Consider the following 16,902-nt stretch of genomic DNA (forward strand, 5'->3'; position numbering starts at 1 on the left):
CAAACCCTGTGGGAGCGGGTTTACCCGCGAAGAGGCCGGCACAGCCAAAAGAAAAGCCCCGCCATGTGCGGGGCTTTCTTGTTTCAGGCGCTCGATCAGATCGCCTGGTCACTCCATTGCCCGTTCACCAGGCGGCGCAGCGCCAATGGGTTCGCGTTGCGCAGGGCTTCAGGCAGCAGGGCCTGCGGGTAGTTCTGGTAGCACACCGGGCGCAGGAAGCGGTCGATGGCCAAGGTGCCCACCGAGGTACCGCGGGCGTCCGAGGTCGCAGGGTAAGGCCCGCCGTGGACCATGGCATCACACACTTCAACACCGGTCGGGTAGCCATTGATCAGGATGCGTCCGACTTTCTCCTCCAGCAATGGCACCAGCCAGGCGTAGGCCTCGAAATCTTCTGCTTCGCCGATCAGGGTAGCGGTCAGCTGACCACGCAGGCCGAGCAGGGCTGCGCGCAGCTGTTCGTCGTCCTGTACTTCCACGGCCACAGTAGTCGGGCCGAACACTTCTTCCTGCAGCAGCGGGTCAGACTCGACCAGCAGGCGGGCATCGGCCTTGAACAGTTGGGCGCGGGCCTGGCTGCCTTCCTGCGCCTGGCCGGCCAGGTGCTCGATACCGGCATGGGCATGCAGGTGCTCCAGCCCACCCACGTAGCTGCGCAGGCCACCCGCGTTGAGCATGGTTTGCCCGGCCTGCTGGTCCAGGTGCTGGCCAAGGTCGGCCAGTAGCTGGCTGTACTGCGGCGATTGCAGGCCGATCACCAACCCCGGGTTGGTGCAGAACTGGCCGGCACCCATGCACACGGAGCCTGCCAGTTCGCGGGCAATGGCCTCGCCACGTTTGGCCAAGGCGGTTGGCAGGATGATGACCGGGTTGATGCTGGACATCTCGGCGAACACTGGAATCGGCTGCGGGCGCTCGGCGGCCATGCGGCACAGGGCGTCGCCGCCCTTGAGCGAGCCGGTGAAGCCGACGGCCTGGATGGCCGGGTGCTTGACCAGCCACTCGCCCACGCCACCACCGAACACCATGTTGAACACGCCCTTGGGCATGCCGGTGCGCTCGGCGGCACGTACGATGGCGCATCCCACCAGGTCGGCGGTGGCCATGTGGCCGCTGTGCGCCTTGAATACTACCGGGCAACCGGCGGCCAGTGCCGCAGCGGTGTCGCCACCGGCGGTAGAGAAGGCCAGCGGGAAGTTGCTGGCGCCGAACACGGCGACCGGGCCGACGCCAATGCGCATCTGGCGCAGGTCCACGCGCGGCAGCGGCTGGCGCTCGGGCAAGGCCAGATCGATACGGGCACCGAGGAAGTCACCACGGCGCAGTACTTGGGCGAACAGGCGCATCTGGCCACTGGTGCGGCCACGCTCGCCTTGAATGCGGGCTGCGGGCAAGGCGGTCTCGCGGCAGACGATGGCGACGAAGGCGTCGTCCAGCTCGTCCAGTTCGGCCGCGATGGCGTCGAGGAATTCGGCGCGGCGTGCCGGGGCCAGTTGGCGGAACTCAGCGAAGGCGGCAGCGGCGGCCTTGGCGGCCTGGTCTACTTCAGCTTCGCTGGCTTGAGCGAAGCTGTAGGGCAGGGCTTCGCCAGTGCTGGCGTCCAGGCTCTGCAGGCGCTGTGGGCCAGCGGCGCTGCGCTGGCCGGCGATGAAGTTGTGGCCGAGGATTTCAGGCATGGGGTGCTCCTGTTGGCTGAAAGAGAATCTGGGGGTGTCGCATGACCTGTGGGTTCTATGAACCAGCAAGCCCTGGGGCATCAGGTAATCGGTGCCGGGTTGAACAGGGTGATGTCGTTGTGCAGCCGGTGCTGTTCGGCCCAGGGCTGCTTGCGGCCGCTGGCCACGTCCAGGTAGTAATGGAACAGTTCCCAGCCCAGTTCTTCGATGCTCGAACGGCCTGTGGCGATGCGCCCGGCGTCGATGTCGATCAGGTCGGGCCAACGCTGGGCCAGTTCGCTGCGCGTGCACACCTTGACCACTGGCGCCATGGCCAGCCCGTAGGGGGTGCCTCGGCCAGTGGTGAACACATGCAGGTTCATGCCGGCGGCCAATTGCAGGGTGCCGCAGACAAAGTCGCTGGCCGGGGTGGCGCAGAAGATCAGGCCCTTGCGCGTTACCCGCTCGCCTGGGCCGAGCACGCCCTGGATAGCGCCGCTGCCGGACTTGACGATCGACCCCAGCGACTTCTCGACGATATTGGACAGGCCGCCTTTCTTGTTGCCCGGGGTAGTGTTGGCGCTGCGGTCGGCAGCGCCTTGCTGCAGGTAGCGGTCGTACCAGTCCATTTCGCGTATCAAGGCGCCGGCAACGTCCTGGTTTTCGGCCCGTGAGGTCAGCATGTAGATGGCGTCGCGCACCTCGGTCACTTCCGAGAACAGCACGGTAGCGCCGGCGCGTACCAGCAAGTCGGCGGCGTAGCCCAGCGCCGGGTTGGCGGTGATGCCCGAGAACGCATCGCTGCCACCGCATTGCATGCCAAGGATCAATTCGCTGGCCGGTACGGTTTCGCGGCGGCGCTGGTCGAGCTTCTTCAGGCGGGTCTCGGCCAGTTCCATGATCTGTTCGATCATTTCCACAAAGCCCAGGCTGGCGTCCTGCAGGCGGTACAGCCACGGCTCGCTCAGGTCTACCGAAGGGTCGTTGTCGTGCATCACCTGGCCGGCTTGCAGCTTTTCACAGCCGAGGCTGATGACCAGCGCCTCGCCACCCAGGTTGGGGTTGCGCGCCAGGTTGCGCACGGTGCGGATCGGAATGTAGGCATCGCGGGCGTTGATGGCCACGCCGCAGCCATAACTGTGGGTGATGGCCACCACGTCATCGACGTTGGGATACTTGGGCAGCAGTTCGCTGCGAATGCGCTTGACCGCATGCTCCAGCACGCCGGTCACACACTGCACGGTGGTGGTGATACCAAGGATGTTGCGGGTGCCGACGGTGCCGTCGGCGTTGCGGTAGCCTTCGAACGTGAAGCCTTCGAGCGGCGGCAGCGGTTGTGGGACAGCGTCGCAGCGCGGCAGGCTGTCCAGCTCGGGTGCGGCCGGCATGGCCAGCTGGCTTTCCTGCACCCAGCTGCCTTGGCGCAGGTCTTCCAGCGCGTAGCCGATGATTTGCCCGTAGCGGCGCACGGGCTCGCCCTTGGCGATGGCCACGGCGGCGACCTTGTGGCTTTGTGGCACGCCTTCGACCAGGGTCAGGCCGTCGGCAAAGCGGGCGCCTTCGCCCAGGCCGCCGTCGTTGACTACCACCACGACGTTATCGTCGTCGTGCAGGCGGACGTAGCGGGGCGAGTCGGAATGTTCGATCAACTGCATGTTTGGGCCCTACTTGTCAGGTTCTCAGGCTTTTTTGTACATCCGCCCGCACCAGTTGCCCCGGTGCGGGCGTGTTCACTCAGTGACGCGAGCTGGCCAGTTCGCCGTTGGCGGCAGGCTCAGCCTGTGGCTTTGGGTCATCATCGCGCAGCTCGATACGCTTGATCGGGCCCACGATCACCAGGTAGCTGAACACCGCTACCAGGGCGTTGGCACCCACGTACACCAGTGCCCACTTGAACGAGCCGGTGGCGCTGATGATGTAGCCGATCACGATAGGGGTGGTGATCGAGGCGATGTTGCCAAAGGTGTTGAACAGGCCACCGGACAGCCCGGCGATCTGCTTGGGCGAGGTGTCGGCCACCACCGCCCAGCCCAGCGCGCCAATGCCTTTGCCGAAGAACGCCAGGGTCATGAAGCCAACCACCATCCACTCGGCGTCGACGTAGTTGCAGAACACCATGGTGGTCGACAGCAGCAGGCCGCACACAATCGGCAGTTTGCGCGAGAAGGTCAGCGAATTGCCCCGGCGCAGCAGCCAGTCGGAGATCACGCCACCCAGCACGCCACCAATGAAACCGCAGACCGCCGGCAGCGAAGCGATGAAGCCGGCCTTGAGGATGGTCATGCCACGTTCCTGCACCAGGTACACAGGGAACCATGTGAGGAAGAAGTAGGTGATGGCGTTGATGCAGTACTGGCCCAGGTACACGCCCAGCAGCATGCGGCTGGTCAGCAGTTGCTTGATGTAGCCCCATTTTGGGCCGGTGTTGCCGCGCTTCTGGTCCATGTCCACCAGGCCGCCGTTCTGCTCGATGTGTTCGAGCTCGCTTGGGCTGATGCGTGGGTGTTGGCGCGGGTTGTAAATGGTTTTCAGCCACACCATCGAGAAGATGATGCCCAGTACACCCATGACCACGAACACGTGCTCCCAGCCGAAGCTGAACACGATCCAGCCCATGATCGGGGCGAACAGCGCAGTGGCGAAGTACTGCGCCGAGTTGAAGATGGCCGAGGCAGTGCCGCGCTCCTGAGTCGGGAACCAGGCGGCGACGATACGCGCGTTGCCCGGGAACGACGGGGCTTCAGCGAAGCCGACCAGAAAGCGCAGGGTGAAGAGGGTGACCACGGCCCAGGCAACCGGCAGGCCACCGACAAAACCCTGCAACAGGGTGAACAGCGACCAGGTGAAGATGCTGAAGGCGTAGACGTTCTTGGAACCGAAGCGATCGAGCAGCCAGCCACCAGGAATCTGGCCAGCCACGTAAGCCCATCCAAAGGCGGAGAAGATATAACCGAGGGTAACGGCGTCAATGCCGAGGTCTTTCTGCAGGCTGGAGCCTGCGATAGCAATGGTAGCGCGGTCGGCATAGTTGATCGTGGTCACCAGGAACAGCATGAACAGGATCAGGTAGCGCACATGCGTCTTCTTAGTCGCTTGCATGCTGGCAATACTCCCACTAGTTATTTTTGTGCGGGCTCACGAATTGTAACCGGAGCGGGGCTGGCCCACTCCGGGCGCGGCATGTGGCAGGCCGCGGGCGACGCTTACTGCGGGCCCATTTTGTCCATCAGCGCGGCGAGCATCTCGTACTCTTCTGCGGTGAGGTCGGTCAGCGGGGTACGCACCGGGCCTGCGTCGTAACCGGCGATCTTGGCGCCCGCCTTGACGATGCTTACGGCGTAGCCGGCCTTGCGATTGCGGATGTCCAGGTACGGCAGGAAGAAATCGTCGATCAGCTTGGCCACGGCGGCGTGATCGTCGCGGGCGATGGCGTGGTAGAAGTCCATGGCGGTCTTCGGCACGAAGTTGAACACGGCGGAGGAGTACACCGGCACGCCCAGGGCCTTGTAGGCGGCAGCATACACTTCGGCGGTCGGCAGGCCACCCAGGTAGCTGAAACGATCGCCCAGGCGGCGACGGATCGACACCATCAGCTCGATATCACCCAGGCCATCTTTGTAGCCGATCAGGTTCGGGCAGCGCTCGGCCAGTTTTTCCAGCAGGTCGGCATTCAGGCGGCAGACGTTGCGGTTGTACACCACCACGCCAATCTTCACCGATTTGCAGACTGCTTCGACGTGGGCGGCGACGCCGTCCTGGCTGGCTTCGGTCAGGTAATGCGGCAGCAGCAGCAGGCCCTTGGCACCCAGGCGCTCGGCTTCCTGTGCGTATTCGATGGCCTGGCGGGTGGAGCCACCCACGCCAGCGAGGATAGGTACCGAGGTAGCGCAGGTGTCGACGGCAGTCTTGATCACCTGGCTGTATTCGCTGGCGGCCAGGGAGAAGAACTCACCGGTGCCACCGGCGGCGAACAGTGCGCTGGCGCCATACGGGGCCAACCATTCCAGGCGTTTGATGTAGCCAGCCTGGTGGAAATCGCCCTGGGCATTGAAGTCGGTGACCGGGAATGACAGCAGGCCGTGAGAGAGGATGGATTTAAGTTCTTGTGGATTCATTGTTGTAGGCATCCTGTGGCGCTTGGGTGAAGGGTGTTGTTTTGCGTTGGAGGTAAGTTATCGTACAACCTGAGCGATGACTAGTCCCCTTTGCGAGATTTTTTGCAGTGAGGCAGGGAGGAAGGGTTATTGCCTGTGCAGGCCGCTTCGCGGGCGCGCCCGCGAAGCGGCCTGCACAGGCAACGAATAACGGAAGTAAAAGACACCGATGGCAGACTATCCGCAATCAGTCATCGTATCTCTTGATGGGGAAGGGAAAAAACGATCGCGGAGACAGGCACTAGGCCGCCGCCCGATTCCACGGGAAGTGTTCTGGGACCAGCAGAGGGTGACCGGGGAAACGGGGGCGGCCTTGCGCCGCCCCGCGATCAAAGCAGAGGAAACTGAAGGTCAGGCAGCGTGCTGGCGCTTGATTTGCGCCTTGCGTACCTGGGCACGGCAAGCATCGCCGAAGGCCTGGAACATCTTGATCGAATCTGGGTTCTTCGCAGCTTGCCACTCAGGGTGCCACTGCACAGCGAACAGGAAGGGCGAAATGCTCGGGGCGTGAATGGCCTCGACCAGGCCGTCTTCGGCCAGGGCGATGGCTTCGATGCCGGCGCCAAGCGTGCGCAGGCCTTGGCCATGCAGTGAGTTGACGCGAATTTCGTCGGTACCCAGGGTGTCACGCAGCCAGCTGCCTGGCTTGATCTTCACACCATGTACCTGGGCGTACTGCACTTCAACCGGGTCTTCCGGGTTTTCCCGGTGGTCGTTGAAACCAGGCTCGGCGTATACCTTCTGGTAGATGTCGCCACCCAGGGCCACGTTGATTTCCTGCATGCCACGGCAGATGCCGAAAATCGGCAGGCCACGCTTGATCGCCGCTTTTACCAGAGGGATGTCGAACAGGTCGCGGTTCTGGTCCTGGCCTTTGCCTGGGGTTTCATTCTCTTGGCCGTACAGGGCCGGGTCGATGTTGCTGCCGGCGCCGGTCAGGTACACGCCGTCGGCCATGTCCAGATAGGTGTCGAGGTCTTCAGTGCCGCAGCAGGTGGGCACCAGAACCGGGACGCAATCAGAGAACTCGACCAGCGGGGTGATGTATTTGTGGGTCATGACCTGATAGTCATGGCCTTTGCGCTCTTGGCTGCCCATGGTCATAAGGACGACGGGTTTGCGCAGGGAAGGTTGCTTGTTGCCAATGTTGCTGTTGGACATATGTCACCTTGGGACAGGTTCAGCCTGTCGTTGTTGTGCAGGTGCACGGCGCGGGGCCCTGAGTGCAGCCTGAAGCTCCGAGCACTGCCGGCTCGTCAGAGGCGACGATTCCGGTCGGGGCATGTAGATAGCTTGCCAGAGCCGTTCGATATGTCAAACGACGGAAGAGGGCTTTAACGCGGGGAATGCACCGGTTTTTGGGGGCTGAAACCGATGCGGGCCTGTGGCGGCGTGGGTTTGGCGGGGGTGTTGGTCAATAATATTTAACGACGCAGTTGGGTCTTTGCAGCGGTGCAATGAAGGGGGGCTGGAGTTTGTGCTACTGGCGCTATCGCCGGCAAGCCAGCTCCCACAGGTACTGCATCCGCCGTTAAAAGCTGCAGATATCCTGTGGGAGCTGGCTTGCCGGCGATAGGGGCAGCACAGGCATCAAACATTTTGCTCAGTGCAGTATCTGCGCCAGGAACGCCTTGGCGCGCTCGGTACGCGGCTGGTTGAAGAACACCTGCGGCGGGCTGTCTTCGATGATCTGCCCACCCTCCAGGAACAGCACCCGCTCGGCCACTTGCCGGGCAAAGCCCATTTCATGGGTGACGCAGAGCATGGTCATGCCCGTGCCGGCCAGTTGCACCAGCACATCCAGCACCTCGGCGACCATTTCCGGGTCCAGCGCAGAGGTAGGCTCGTCAAACAGCATTATGCGCGGCTTCATGCACAGTGCCCGGGCAATCGCCACGCGCTGCTGCTGGCCGCCTGACAGCTGGCTGGGGTACTTGTGCGCCTGGCTTTCGATACCCACCTTGCTCAGGTACATGCGCGCCCGTTCTTCGGCGTCCTTGCGCGACAGCCCGCGCACGCTGGTGGGTGCCAGCAGGCAGTTGTCGAGCACGCTCATGTGCGGGAACAGGTTGAAATGCTGGAACACCATGCCGATGTCGCTGCGCACCTGCGCCGCTTCACGGGTGGTGGCTGCCAGGTCGATGCCGTCCACCTGGATGTTGCCCTGTTGGGCCACTTCCAGGCGGTTGATGCAGCGGATCAGGGTCGACTTGCCCGAGCCGGACGGCCCGCACAGCACGATGCGTTCGCCTTCGCGTACCTGCAGGTTGATGTTGTGCAGCACGTGGAACGCGCCGTAGTGCTTGTTCAGGCCTTCGATGCGGATCAGCACCGGGCGTGGGTCGGGCTCGGGGGCAAGGCTTGCAAGGCTCAGTGGTGCGGTCATGTTGTTGTTCTCCCGCGTGGGTTCAGTCGAAACGGGTCGCGCTGTAGGGCGCGGGGTCGGTGAAAGGGTGCTCGCCGGTGATCAGCTCGGCCACCAGCCGGCCGCTGACCGGCCCCAGGGTAAGGCCGTGGTGGGCGTGGCCAAAGTTGAACCACAGCCCCGGGTGGCGGGCTGCCGGGCCGATGACCGGGCGCATGTCGGGCAGGCATGGGCGGCGGCCCAGCCAAGGGGTGTCGTCCAGGCGCTCACCCAAGGCCGGGAACAGCTTGCGCGCCAGCGCCTCGCAGCGGCCTAGCTGGATCTGGTTGCCAGGCGCGCTGCTGGCGTCAAACTCGATGCCGGTGGTCAGGCGCACGCCGCGCGCCATCGGCGCCAGCACGTAGCCGCCCTGGGTGTCGCAGATCGAATGCTCAAGCGCCGCGCCGTCACGGGTGCTGTAGTGCATGTGATAGCCGCGCTTGATCGCCAGCGGAATCTGGTAGCCCAGGCCGCTGAACAGGTCGGCCGACTGCGGGCCGAGGCAGGCCACCACCTCGTCGGCGGTAATCGGGCCACGGCGGCTCTCTACCCGCCATTGGCCGTTGGCCTGGCGCAAGCTGCGTGCATCGCCATGCAGGAACAGCCCACCGCGTTGCAGGAACAGCGCCGCATAGCCGCGGGTGAGGGCGCCGGGGTTGTTCACGGTCTTGGGGTCGAGCCAGTGGATGCCGCCCACCACGGTGGCGTCCAGCTGATGCTCGCGAGCCTGCAACTGCCCGCATTCCAGGATTTCAAATTGCAGGCCATAGCGGCCCAGGCCCTTGGCGTCGGCCTTGGCCTGCTCGAACAGGGCAGGGTCACGGAACACTTCGATCCAGCCTTTGGCCTGCACCAGCGCTTCAAGGCCGGCGGCTTTGATCAAGGCGTCGTGTTCTTCGACGCAGCGCTGCACTAGCGGCAGCATGTCGGCGGCGGCCCCGGCCAGGCGCCCCGGGGCTGATTGGCGCCAGTAGCGCCATAGCCACGGCGCAGCCTTGGGCAGGTGCGCCAGGCTGTAGCGCACGTCGGGCTGGCGATTCAGGCCGTAGCGCAACAATGCGCCGAACTGCCGGGGGAAGGCGTAGGGGATGACGCTGGAGCGCTCGATCAGCCCGGCGTTGCCGTGGCTGGTGCCGCTGCCGGGTTCATCACGGTCGATCAGGACGACCTGGCGCCCGCGGGCCTGCAAGTGCAGGGCGGTGCTGACGCCGACGATGCCGGCGCCGAGGACAAGGGTCTGGCAATGCATGGAACGTATCCTTCGGTCAGTTCAGGTGGCGGCCCAGGCGGCCTTCCAGGTGTTTCAGCAGGCGCCGCACCAGTTCGACGATTACCAGGTAGAGCACGGCGGCCCACAGGTAGATCTGGAAGTCGAAACTGCGCGAGAAGGCCAGTTTGGTTACGCCCATCAGGTCGTAGATGGTCACCAGCGAGGCAATTGCGCTGGCCTTGATCATCAGGATCAGTTCGTTGCCCAGCGGGCCGATGGCCACCAGCAACGACTGCGGCAGAATCACCTTGAAAAAGGTGGTCGAGCGCTTAAGGTTCAAAGCCCGCGCCGCTTCATGCTGCCCCGGCGCAACGGCCATCAGGCTGCCGCGGAAGATCTCTGCCTGGTAGGCAGCGGTGTTCAGGGTGAAGGCCAGCAAGGTGCAGAACCACGCTTCGCGGAAAAACCACCACAGGCCGACGTCCTGCCAGAAGCCCTTGAGCGAACCCAGGCCGTAATACAGCAGGAACAGCTGGGCCAGCAGGGGCGAGCCGCGGAAGAAGTACACGTAGCCGGCGGCCATGCGTTGCAGCAGCAGGCTGCGCGACATGCGCGCCAGGGCTAGCAACAGGCCGAGTACGGCGCCCAGGGTGAAGGAAATGGCCACCAGTTTGGCGGTTACCAGCAGGCCGTCGACGAAGCGCGGGCCGTAGCGTTCCAGCAGGTCGGGGTCCACCACCAGTGCCAGCAGTTGTTCAAAGCTCATGCCCGTGCTCCTAGCAGGTGGCGGTTACTGCGCCGTTCGATGAAGGCGAACACGCGCCCGGAAAGCGCTGCGAACAGCAGGTAACCCAGGCAGGCGACGCCATAGAAGAACATCGGCTCCTTGGTCACGCTGACGGCCAGATTGGTCTGGCGCATCAGGTCGACCAGCGAAATGGTCGACACCAGCGAAGTGTCCTTGAGCAGCGACAGCCAGTTGTTCGACAGGCCGGGCAGGGCGATGCGTGTCAGTTGTGGCAGCAGCACCTTGAAGAAGGCGGTGCGCTTGCTCAGGCCCAGCGCCGAGCAGGCCTCCAGCTGGCCCTTGGGCAGGGTCTTGAAGGCGGCCAGCCAGATCTCGCTTGAGAACGCGGCGAACACCAGGCTGAAGGCGATCATCGCGGCGAGGAAGGTATTGATCAGGAATTCACCCTGATAGCCCATGGCCGCGAGGATTTTCTGCGCGGCGATCTGGCAGCCGTAATAGATGATCAGCAGTGTCAGCAGTTCGGGCAGGCCGCGGAACACCGTAGAGAAGGTGGTGGCCCAGGCCCGTGGCAGGCGCTTGCGCGAGCGCGCTGCCAGCGCTACCAGCAGGCCCAGCGGCAGACCGATGGGCAGGCAGGCCAGTGCCAGTGAAACAGTCACCAGGGCGCCGGCCAGCAGCGCCTGGCCCCAGCCTCCGCTGGCGAAGGACAGCAAGGACAATTGATCGAGCATGACGAACACCTTGTGTTGACCTTACCGGCCCTATCGCCGGCAAGCCAGCCCCCACAAGGGACTGCACATTTGTCAGGCCTTGTGCGGTTCTGTGGGGGCTGGCTTGCCGGCGATAGGGCCGGATCAGGCGAGACGGGCTCTAAGGTCAGTTGTAGATATCGAAAGCGAAGTACTTGCTGGCGATTTTCTGATAGGTACCGTTGGCCACGATCTGTTGCAGCGCGGTGTTCAGGCGCTGGCGCAGGGCTTCGTCGTCCTTGCGCACGGCGATGGCGGCATCGGCCTTGGTGTCGGCCACGTCGCCGAGGATCTTGCAGCAATCCCCGCCGTTCTTGGTCATCCACTCGTGCAGCGGGAATTTATCGGCAATTACCCCGTCCAGGCGCCCGGCGGCCAGGTCGGCGTTGGCTTCATCCATGGTCGGGTACAGCTTCACGTCGGCCCCGGCCTTGCCATACACGTCTTCGGCGTAGATAGCCTGGGTGGACGACGACTGGGCACCGACGGTGTAGCCGACGAAGTCGGTCTGGGCGCTGTCGATCTTGCTGTCCTTGGCGACTGCGACGGTCAGCGGGGTGCGGTAGTAGTGGTCGGTGAAGGCGATTTTCTTGCGCCGCTCTTCGGTATTGATCATCGACGCGACGACGGCGTCGTACTTGCGCGCCATCAGGGCGGGGATGATGCCTTCCCAGTCCTGGGCCACCAGCGTGCACTCGACTTTCATCTGTTCGCACAGGGCATGGGTGATGTCGATATCGAAGCCGTGCAGCTTGTTATCGGCGTCTACATAGTTGAAGGGCGGGTAGGCACCCTCGGTGGCGAAGCGCAGGGTTTCGGCACTGGCGGCACCCGTCAGCAGCAGGGCACACGCACCCACCAAGGCCATGGTCTTGTTCATCTCGCACCTCATTGCACTCTTGCTATTGTTGTTTGCCCGTCGGCCACGAGGTGTAGCCGACGAATTCGTTATGTAGAGCGGCAGTCGCTTCCAAGCGTTTTTCAACATCAGGCCCGAGTTTCTTGCAGACCTCGTTGACCATCAGGTGTACCCACGACAGCATCGTCGAGGTGGATTCCCAGAACAGATTGAACTCGGTGGGGATGCGGAATACCTCGTCGGCGTTGGCATCAGCCCAGTCACAGAAGGTGTCGGTCACCAAGGTGACCGCAATGCCCGCCTCGCGTGCCTTCTGGCACAGCAGCAGGGCGTGGCGGGAATAACGGCGCGCCTCGAACACCACCAAGGCGCTGTCTTCGGCACGCCCCAGCAGCACCTCGCCGAAGTGCCCGGCGCTGATGTCCACCAGTTGCACGCCATCGCGCAGGTACTGCAGCAGGTGGCTCATGCACATGGCGATGCCGCGCTCGGTCTGGAAACCGGCGATGAACACCCGCGGCTTGCTCGCCAGGCGCTGCGCTACGCTGTGCCAGGTGGGGCTTTGGCGGTACTCGTGCACACGCATCAAGGCGGCGATTTCCAGCTCCAGGCTGCCGGCGTTGTCACTGGCGTCCTGGTTCTGGCGGTAATCCTGCAATCGGTCGCCCACCAGCCACGGGCCATCGCCCAGGTCGTTCTGCAGGTCTTGCTTAAGCGCCTTGAGGTGGGCATAACCGAGTGAGCGGCAGAAGCGCCCGACGCTGGATTCGCTGACGCCCAGCTTGGCGGCAATGCTGGCCGATGTCTGGAACGGCAGTTCGTGCAGGTTGGCGAGCATGTAGGTGGCGATCTTGCGGCCCGAGGCAGCGGCCCCTTCGAGGCTGTTTTCCAGGCGTTGCTTGATCGGTTGGCTCATGCTGCGGCTCCAAGGGTAAGGCTTGGGAAGAAAATGAATGTTTTCTGTCATCAAGTCAACATTTGACAGATTGCTGTCACATGCCGGAAAGTTTTTGTCGTTGCAACGCTGTAGCCATTCCAATACCAACAAGGAGCTTCAGATGTCCGCACCTTCCACCAGCACCGTCGTGCGTATGCCTTTTACCGAGCTGCAGGGTTTGTTGCAGGCCATTTTTCAGCGCCATGACTGCAGCGAGAGCGTGGCCCGGGTGCTGGCTTACAACTGCGCCAGCGCCCAGCGCGATGGTGCTCACAGCCACGGCGTATTCCGTATGCCTGGCTACGTCTCGACGTTGGCCAGCGGTTGGGTCGATGGCCAGGCCACGCCGAAGGTCAGCGACGTAGCGGCCGGTTATGTACGTGTCGATGCAGCGGGCGGCTTTGCCCAGCCGGCGTTGGCAGCGGCCCGTGAGCTGTTGGTAGCCAAAGCGCGCAACGCGGGTATTGCCGTGCTGGCGATCCATAACTCGCACCACTTCGCCGCGCTGTGGCCGGATGTTGAACCGTTCGCGGAAGAGGGCCTGGTGGCCCTGAGCGTGGTCAACAGCATGACCTGCGTGGTGCCGCATGGCGCGCGCAAGCCCCTGTTTGGTACCAACCCCATCGCTTTTGCGGCGCCATGTGCCGAACACGATCCGATCGTCTTCGACATGGCCACCAGCGCCATGGCCCACGGTGACGTGCAGATTGCCGCGCGTGCCGGCCAGCAACTGCCGGAAGGCATGGGCGTGGACGCCAACGGCGAACCGACCACCGACCCCTTGGCCATTCTCGAAGGCGGCGCCTTGCTGCCGTTTGGCGGGCACAAGGGTTCGGCGTTATCGATGATGGTCGAGTTGCTGGCGGCGGCGCTGACCGGGGGTAATTTCTCCTGGGAATTCGACTGGTCGCGCCACCCGGGGGCGAAGACACCCTGGACCGGGCAGCTGATTATCGTCATCGACCCCGGCAAGGCAGAAGGCGAGCAATTTGCCCAGCGCAGTCGCGCACTGGTGGAGCAGATGCAGGCGGTGGGCCTGACGCGCATGCCGGGTGAGCGGCGCTATCGTGAGCGCGAGGTGGCCGAGGAGGAGGGGGTGGCGCTAACCGAGCAGGAGTTGCAGGGCCTGAAAGAGCTGCTTGCCTGACCCGGCCAATCGCCGGCAAGCAGCTCCCACAGGTACATCACCAAGCTCAAGGCCTGTGGTGTACCTGTGGGAGCTGGCTTGCCGGCGATGAAGGCATCACTGTCAGCACAAATCTTCAGCCATGCAATGTTGCATAGACAACCTTGCACAATAGTGGATGTTCCTGAGCCCACACTCCGGGTATGCTCAGGTCTGCCTTTTCGAACTGTCCTGATCCAAGGAGCTGCACGCTGTGTTCAAACATGTCGATGCCTATGCCGGCGACCCGATCCTCTCGCTGATGGAAACCTTCAAGGCCGACCCGCGCGCCGACAAGGTCAACCTGAGTATCGGCCTGTATTACGATGAGGCCGGCGTGGTGCCGCAACTGGCGGCTGTGGATGCGGTGGAAAAACGCATTGCCGGCCAGGACCACGAAGCGTCCCTTTACCTGCCGATGGAAGGCCTGGCCAGCTACCGCCAGGCGATTCAGGCGCTGCTGTTCGGTGCCGATCACCCGGCGGTGACCGGCGGTCGCGTGGCCACTGTGCAGACTGTGGGTGGCTCCGGCGCCCTGAAAGTCGGTGCCGACTTCCTCAAGCGCTACTTCCCGCAGGCCGAAGTCTGGGTCAGCAACCCGACCTGGGACAACCACCGCGCCATCTTCGAAGGCGCCGGCTTCAAGGTGCACACGTACCCGTATTTTGACCAGGCCACCCGTGGCGTGGACTTCGACGGCATGCTGGCCACCCTGCAGACGCTGCCGGCCAACAGCGTGGTACTGCTGCACCCGTGCTGCCATAACCCCACCGGTGCCGACCTTACGCAAAACCAGTGGCAACAAGTGGTCGAAGTGGTCAAGGCACGCCAGCTGATCCCGTTCCTCGACATCGCCTACCAAGGCTTCGCCGAAGGCCTGGTGGAAGACGCCTACGCCATCCGCGAAATGGCCCGCGCCGGTGTGCCGTGCCTGGTCAGCAACTCGTTCTCGAAGATCTTCTCGCTGTACGGCGAGCGGGTAGGGGGCCTGTCGGTGGTCTGCGACGATGACGCCACTGCCCAGAGCGTGCTCGGCCAGCTCAAGGCGACCGTGCGCCGCAACTACTCCAGCCCGCCCAATTTTGGCGCCCAGCTGGTTGCAGGCGTGCTCAGCGATGCAGTCCTCAATGCCCAGTGGGCCGAGGAAGTCGAAGTGATGCGCAAGCGTATCCTCGACATGCGTCAGGCGCTGGTCGATGCCCTGGCTGTGTTGCTGCCAGGCCAGGACTTCCAGTTCTTCCTGCGCCAGCGTGGCATGTTCAGCTACACCGGCTTCAGCGTCGAGCAAGTGCGCCGCCTGCGCGACGAGTTTGGCGTGTACCTGATCGACAGTGGCCGCGTGTGCATGTCCGGCTTGCGCCCGGCCAACCTGCAACAGGTTGCCGAAGCGTTCGCTGCTGTTCAGAAGTAATTTCTCAAGGGGCCCTGCGCGGCCCTTCCTGTGGGAGCGGCCTTGCCGGGGCGCTCCCACAATCATCGCCTTAGCCTGCCGGTCTGGCGTGCTTGTAAAGACAAGTGCAACCGCCCCTCGGAAAAGGGCTTCGCAAGTGCAACCTTTCGGTGCACAATCGCGCCCCTCTTTTCCGGTTGAGTTGGGCGAACGCACTGTTTCGCCATTCTCAGCCTGTTGCAGTCTTGCGAGTGGAGCTTCACCCGGAATGAATGAGCAGGCCCCAAGCGTTGAACAACGCTTTGCAGAATCGACCCCCGCCACCCTCGGCAGCTGGGCGCGTCACGACACCACCTGGATGCTGGGCCTGTTCGGCACAGCCATTGGCGCCGGAACCTTGTTCCTGCCAATAAACGCCGGCCTTGGCGGTTTCTGGCCGCTGCTGATCCTGGCTGTACTGGCCTTCCCAATGACCTACTTCGCCCACCGCGGGTTGACCCGCTTCGTGCTCTCCGGGCGCAATGGTGGCGACATCACCGAAGTGGTCAAAGAGCACTTCGGCAGCAACGCCGGTGCCGCGATCACCGTGCTCTACTTCTTCGCGATCTTCCCCATCCTGCTTATCTATAGCGTGGCGCTGACCAACACCGTGTCCAGCTTCATGGAGCACCAGCTGCACATGGCGCCGCCACCGCGGGCCATCCTGTCGTTTGTGCTGATCCTCGGCCTGCTGGCCATCGTGCGCTGCGGCGAGCAGGCCACGGTCAAGGTCATGAGCCTGCTGGTGTACCCGTTCATCGTCGCCCTGGCGCTGCTGGGCCTGTACCTGGTGCCACACTGGACCGGTGGCATCCTCGACAGCGCCACACAGGTGCCGCCGGCCTCGGCCTTCCTGCATACCCTGTGGCTGGCTATTCCGGTGATGGTGTTCTCGTTCAACCACTCGCCGATCATTTCGGCCTTCGCCGTCGACCAGAAGCGCCGCTACGGCGAGCATGCCGACGAGCGCAGCGGCCAGATCCTGCGCCGTGCCCACCTGCTGATGGTGGTGATGGTGCTGTTCTTCGTGTTCAGCTGCGTGCTCACCCTGAGCAGCGCCCAACTGGCCGAAGCCAAGGCACAGAACCTGTCGATCCTGTCGTACCTGGCCAACCACTTCAGCAACCCGACCATCGCGTTCGCTGCGCCGCTGATCGCCTTCGTGGCCATCGCCAAGTCGTTCCTGGGCCATTACATCGGTGCCAGTGAAGGCCTCAAGGGTATTATCGCCAAGACCGGCGCCCGCCCGGGCGCCAAGACACTGGACCGCGTTGTAGCCGCGTTGATGCTGGTGGTGTGCTGGATCGTTGCCACCCTCAACCCGAGCATCCTCGGTATGATCGAATCGCTCGGCGGCCCGATCCTTGCGGTGCTGCTGTTCCTGATGCCGATGTACGCCATCCACCGTGTTCCGTCGATGCGCAAGTACAGCGGTGCAGCCTCCAACGTGTTCGTTGTAGTGGTCGGCCTGGTTGCGTTGACCTCGGTGGTGTACGGCCTGCTGGGCTGATTCGCTGCCTGAAATAAAGAATGCCCGGGTCGCTTGTCGCAACCTGGGCATTTTTTTGTCCACAAAAATTGTCCGGCAA

At 63.5% G+C, this 16,902-nt stretch carries 14 protein-coding genes; 3 read left to right on the forward strand and 11 right to left on the reverse strand.

Going from position 1 to position 16,902, the window contains the following annotated elements; all coding sequences use genetic code 11:
* Positions 1–95: 95 nt before the first annotated feature.
* The 11 genes from MRBLPB4O_RS12155 to MRBLPB4O_RS12205 all read right to left on the reverse strand — a co-directional run bounded on the left by MRBLPB4O_RS12155 (position 96) and on the right by MRBLPB4O_RS12205 (position 12,698).
* On the reverse strand, positions 96–1,676 hold the full coding sequence (locus MRBLPB4O_RS12155; RefSeq protein WP_341798631.1) for an aldehyde dehydrogenase (NADP(+)): 1,581 nt from the start codon (positions 1,674–1,676) through the stop codon (positions 96–98).
* A gap of 80 nt (positions 1,677–1,756) precedes the next feature.
* Positions 1,757–3,310: a galactarate dehydratase gene (garD, locus tag MRBLPB4O_RS12160; RefSeq protein ID WP_341798632.1), complete on the reverse strand. Its 1,554-nt coding sequence runs from the start codon at positions 3,308–3,310 to the stop codon at positions 1,757–1,759.
* A 79-nt stretch (positions 3,311–3,389) separates the two neighbouring features.
* Positions 3,390–4,754 carry an MFS transporter gene (locus MRBLPB4O_RS12165; RefSeq protein ID WP_028613097.1) on the reverse strand — a complete coding sequence of 455 codons (1,365 nt, stop codon included), beginning with the start codon at positions 4,752–4,754 and terminating at the stop codon, positions 3,390–3,392.
* 104 nt (positions 4,755–4,858) lie between these two features.
* On the reverse strand, positions 4,859–5,770 hold the full coding sequence (gene kdgD, locus MRBLPB4O_RS12170; RefSeq protein ID WP_028613096.1) for a 5-dehydro-4-deoxyglucarate dehydratase: 912 nt from the start codon (positions 5,768–5,770) through the stop codon (positions 4,859–4,861).
* Positions 5,771–6,160: 390 nt separating this feature from the next.
* On the reverse strand, positions 6,161–6,970 hold the full coding sequence (locus tag MRBLPB4O_RS12175) for a type 1 glutamine amidotransferase (RefSeq protein WP_016487465.1): 810 nt from the start codon (positions 6,968–6,970) through the stop codon (positions 6,161–6,163).
* Positions 6,971–7,412: 442 nt separating this feature from the next.
* Positions 7,413–8,195 carry an amino acid ABC transporter ATP-binding protein gene (locus MRBLPB4O_RS12180; protein ID WP_086974531.1) on the reverse strand — a complete coding sequence of 261 codons (783 nt, stop codon included), beginning with the start codon at positions 8,193–8,195 and terminating at the stop codon, positions 7,413–7,415.
* Positions 8,196–8,217: 22 nt separating this feature from the next.
* Positions 8,218–9,462 carry an FAD-binding oxidoreductase gene (locus MRBLPB4O_RS12185; protein WP_341798633.1) on the reverse strand — a complete coding sequence of 415 codons (1,245 nt, stop codon included), beginning with the start codon at positions 9,460–9,462 and terminating at the stop codon, positions 8,218–8,220.
* 16 nt (positions 9,463–9,478) lie between these two features.
* Positions 9,479–10,189, reverse strand: coding sequence for an ABC transporter permease subunit (locus MRBLPB4O_RS12190; protein WP_341798634.1), 711 nt, complete (start codon positions 10,187–10,189; stop codon positions 9,479–9,481).
* On the reverse strand, positions 10,186–10,905 hold the full coding sequence (locus MRBLPB4O_RS12195) for an ABC transporter permease subunit (RefSeq protein ID WP_049275942.1): 720 nt from the start codon (positions 10,903–10,905) through the stop codon (positions 10,186–10,188). The genes MRBLPB4O_RS12190 and MRBLPB4O_RS12195 overlap by 4 nt, the downstream gene beginning before the upstream one ends.
* A gap of 145 nt (positions 10,906–11,050) precedes the next feature.
* Complete coding sequence (locus tag MRBLPB4O_RS12200) at positions 11,051–11,803, reverse strand: transporter substrate-binding domain-containing protein (protein ID WP_016499314.1); 753 nt, start codon at positions 11,801–11,803, stop codon at positions 11,051–11,053.
* Between the two features lie 22 nt (positions 11,804–11,825).
* Positions 11,826–12,698 (reverse strand): MurR/RpiR family transcriptional regulator, encoded by an 873-nt coding sequence (locus MRBLPB4O_RS12205; protein WP_016499315.1) that lies wholly within the window; start codon positions 12,696–12,698, stop codon positions 11,826–11,828.
* A 142-nt stretch (positions 12,699–12,840) separates the two neighbouring features.
* On the opposite strand from MRBLPB4O_RS12205, the gene MRBLPB4O_RS12210 reads away from it, so the two are divergent.
* The 3 genes from MRBLPB4O_RS12210 (at position 12,841) to MRBLPB4O_RS12220 (ending at position 16,823) form a co-directional block, all read left to right on the forward strand.
* A complete protein-coding gene (locus tag MRBLPB4O_RS12210) occupies positions 12,841–13,866 on the forward strand; it encodes an Ldh family oxidoreductase (protein ID WP_341798635.1) in 1,026 nt (341 codons plus the stop codon).
* A gap of 232 nt (positions 13,867–14,098) precedes the next feature.
* Positions 14,099–15,295 (forward strand): amino acid aminotransferase, encoded by a 1,197-nt coding sequence (locus MRBLPB4O_RS12215; protein ID WP_341798636.1) that lies wholly within the window; start codon positions 14,099–14,101, stop codon positions 15,293–15,295.
* Positions 15,296–15,542: 247 nt separating this feature from the next.
* Positions 15,543–16,823: a serine/threonine transporter gene (locus tag MRBLPB4O_RS12220; RefSeq protein ID WP_019473823.1), complete on the forward strand. Its 1,281-nt coding sequence runs from the start codon at positions 15,543–15,545 to the stop codon at positions 16,821–16,823.
* The last annotated feature ends 79 nt before the right edge of the window (positions 16,824–16,902 follow it).

This window comes from Pseudomonas sp. LPB4.O (genome assembly GCF_038383825.1).
Taxonomy (GTDB): domain Bacteria; phylum Pseudomonadota; class Gammaproteobacteria; order Pseudomonadales; family Pseudomonadaceae; genus Aquipseudomonas; species Aquipseudomonas putida.

What these genes read in the sequence shown, in the direction of transcription:
- MRBLPB4O_RS12155 (WP_341798631.1), bottom strand. Translation starts at nt 1,676, where the DNA reads ATGCCTGAAATCCTCGGCCACAACTTCATCGCCGGCCAGCGCAGCGCC.
- garD (WP_341798632.1), bottom strand. Translation starts at nt 3,310, where the DNA reads ATGCAGTTGATCGAACATTCCGACTCGCCCCGCTACGTCCGCCTGCAC.
- MRBLPB4O_RS12165 (WP_028613097.1), bottom strand. Translation starts at nt 4,754, where the DNA reads ATGCAAGCGACTAAGAAGACGCATGTGCGCTACCTGATCCTGTTCATG.
- kdgD (WP_028613096.1), bottom strand. Translation starts at nt 5,770, where the DNA reads ATGAATCCACAAGAACTTAAATCCATCCTCTCTCACGGCCTGCTGTCA.
- MRBLPB4O_RS12175 (WP_016487465.1), bottom strand. Translation starts at nt 6,970, where the DNA reads ATGTCCAACAGCAACATTGGCAACAAGCAACCTTCCCTGCGCAAACCC.
- MRBLPB4O_RS12180 (WP_086974531.1), bottom strand. Translation starts at nt 8,195, where the DNA reads ATGACCGCACCACTGAGCCTTGCAAGCCTTGCCCCCGAGCCCGACCCA.
- MRBLPB4O_RS12185 (WP_341798633.1), bottom strand. Translation starts at nt 9,462, where the DNA reads ATGCATTGCCAGACCCTTGTCCTCGGCGCCGGCATCGTCGGCGTCAGC.
- MRBLPB4O_RS12190 (WP_341798634.1), bottom strand. Translation starts at nt 10,189, where the DNA reads ATGAGCTTTGAACAACTGCTGGCACTGGTGGTGGACCCCGACCTGCTG.
- MRBLPB4O_RS12195 (WP_049275942.1), bottom strand. Translation starts at nt 10,905, where the DNA reads ATGCTCGATCAATTGTCCTTGCTGTCCTTCGCCAGCGGAGGCTGGGGC.
- MRBLPB4O_RS12200 (WP_016499314.1), bottom strand. Translation starts at nt 11,803, where the DNA reads ATGAACAAGACCATGGCCTTGGTGGGTGCGTGTGCCCTGCTGCTGACG.
- MRBLPB4O_RS12205 (WP_016499315.1), bottom strand. Translation starts at nt 12,698, where the DNA reads ATGAGCCAACCGATCAAGCAACGCCTGGAAAACAGCCTCGAAGGGGCC.
- MRBLPB4O_RS12210 (WP_341798635.1), top strand. Translation starts at nt 12,841, where the DNA reads ATGTCCGCACCTTCCACCAGCACCGTCGTGCGTATGCCTTTTACCGAG.
- MRBLPB4O_RS12220 (WP_019473823.1), top strand. Translation starts at nt 15,543, where the DNA reads ATGAATGAGCAGGCCCCAAGCGTTGAACAACGCTTTGCAGAATCGACC.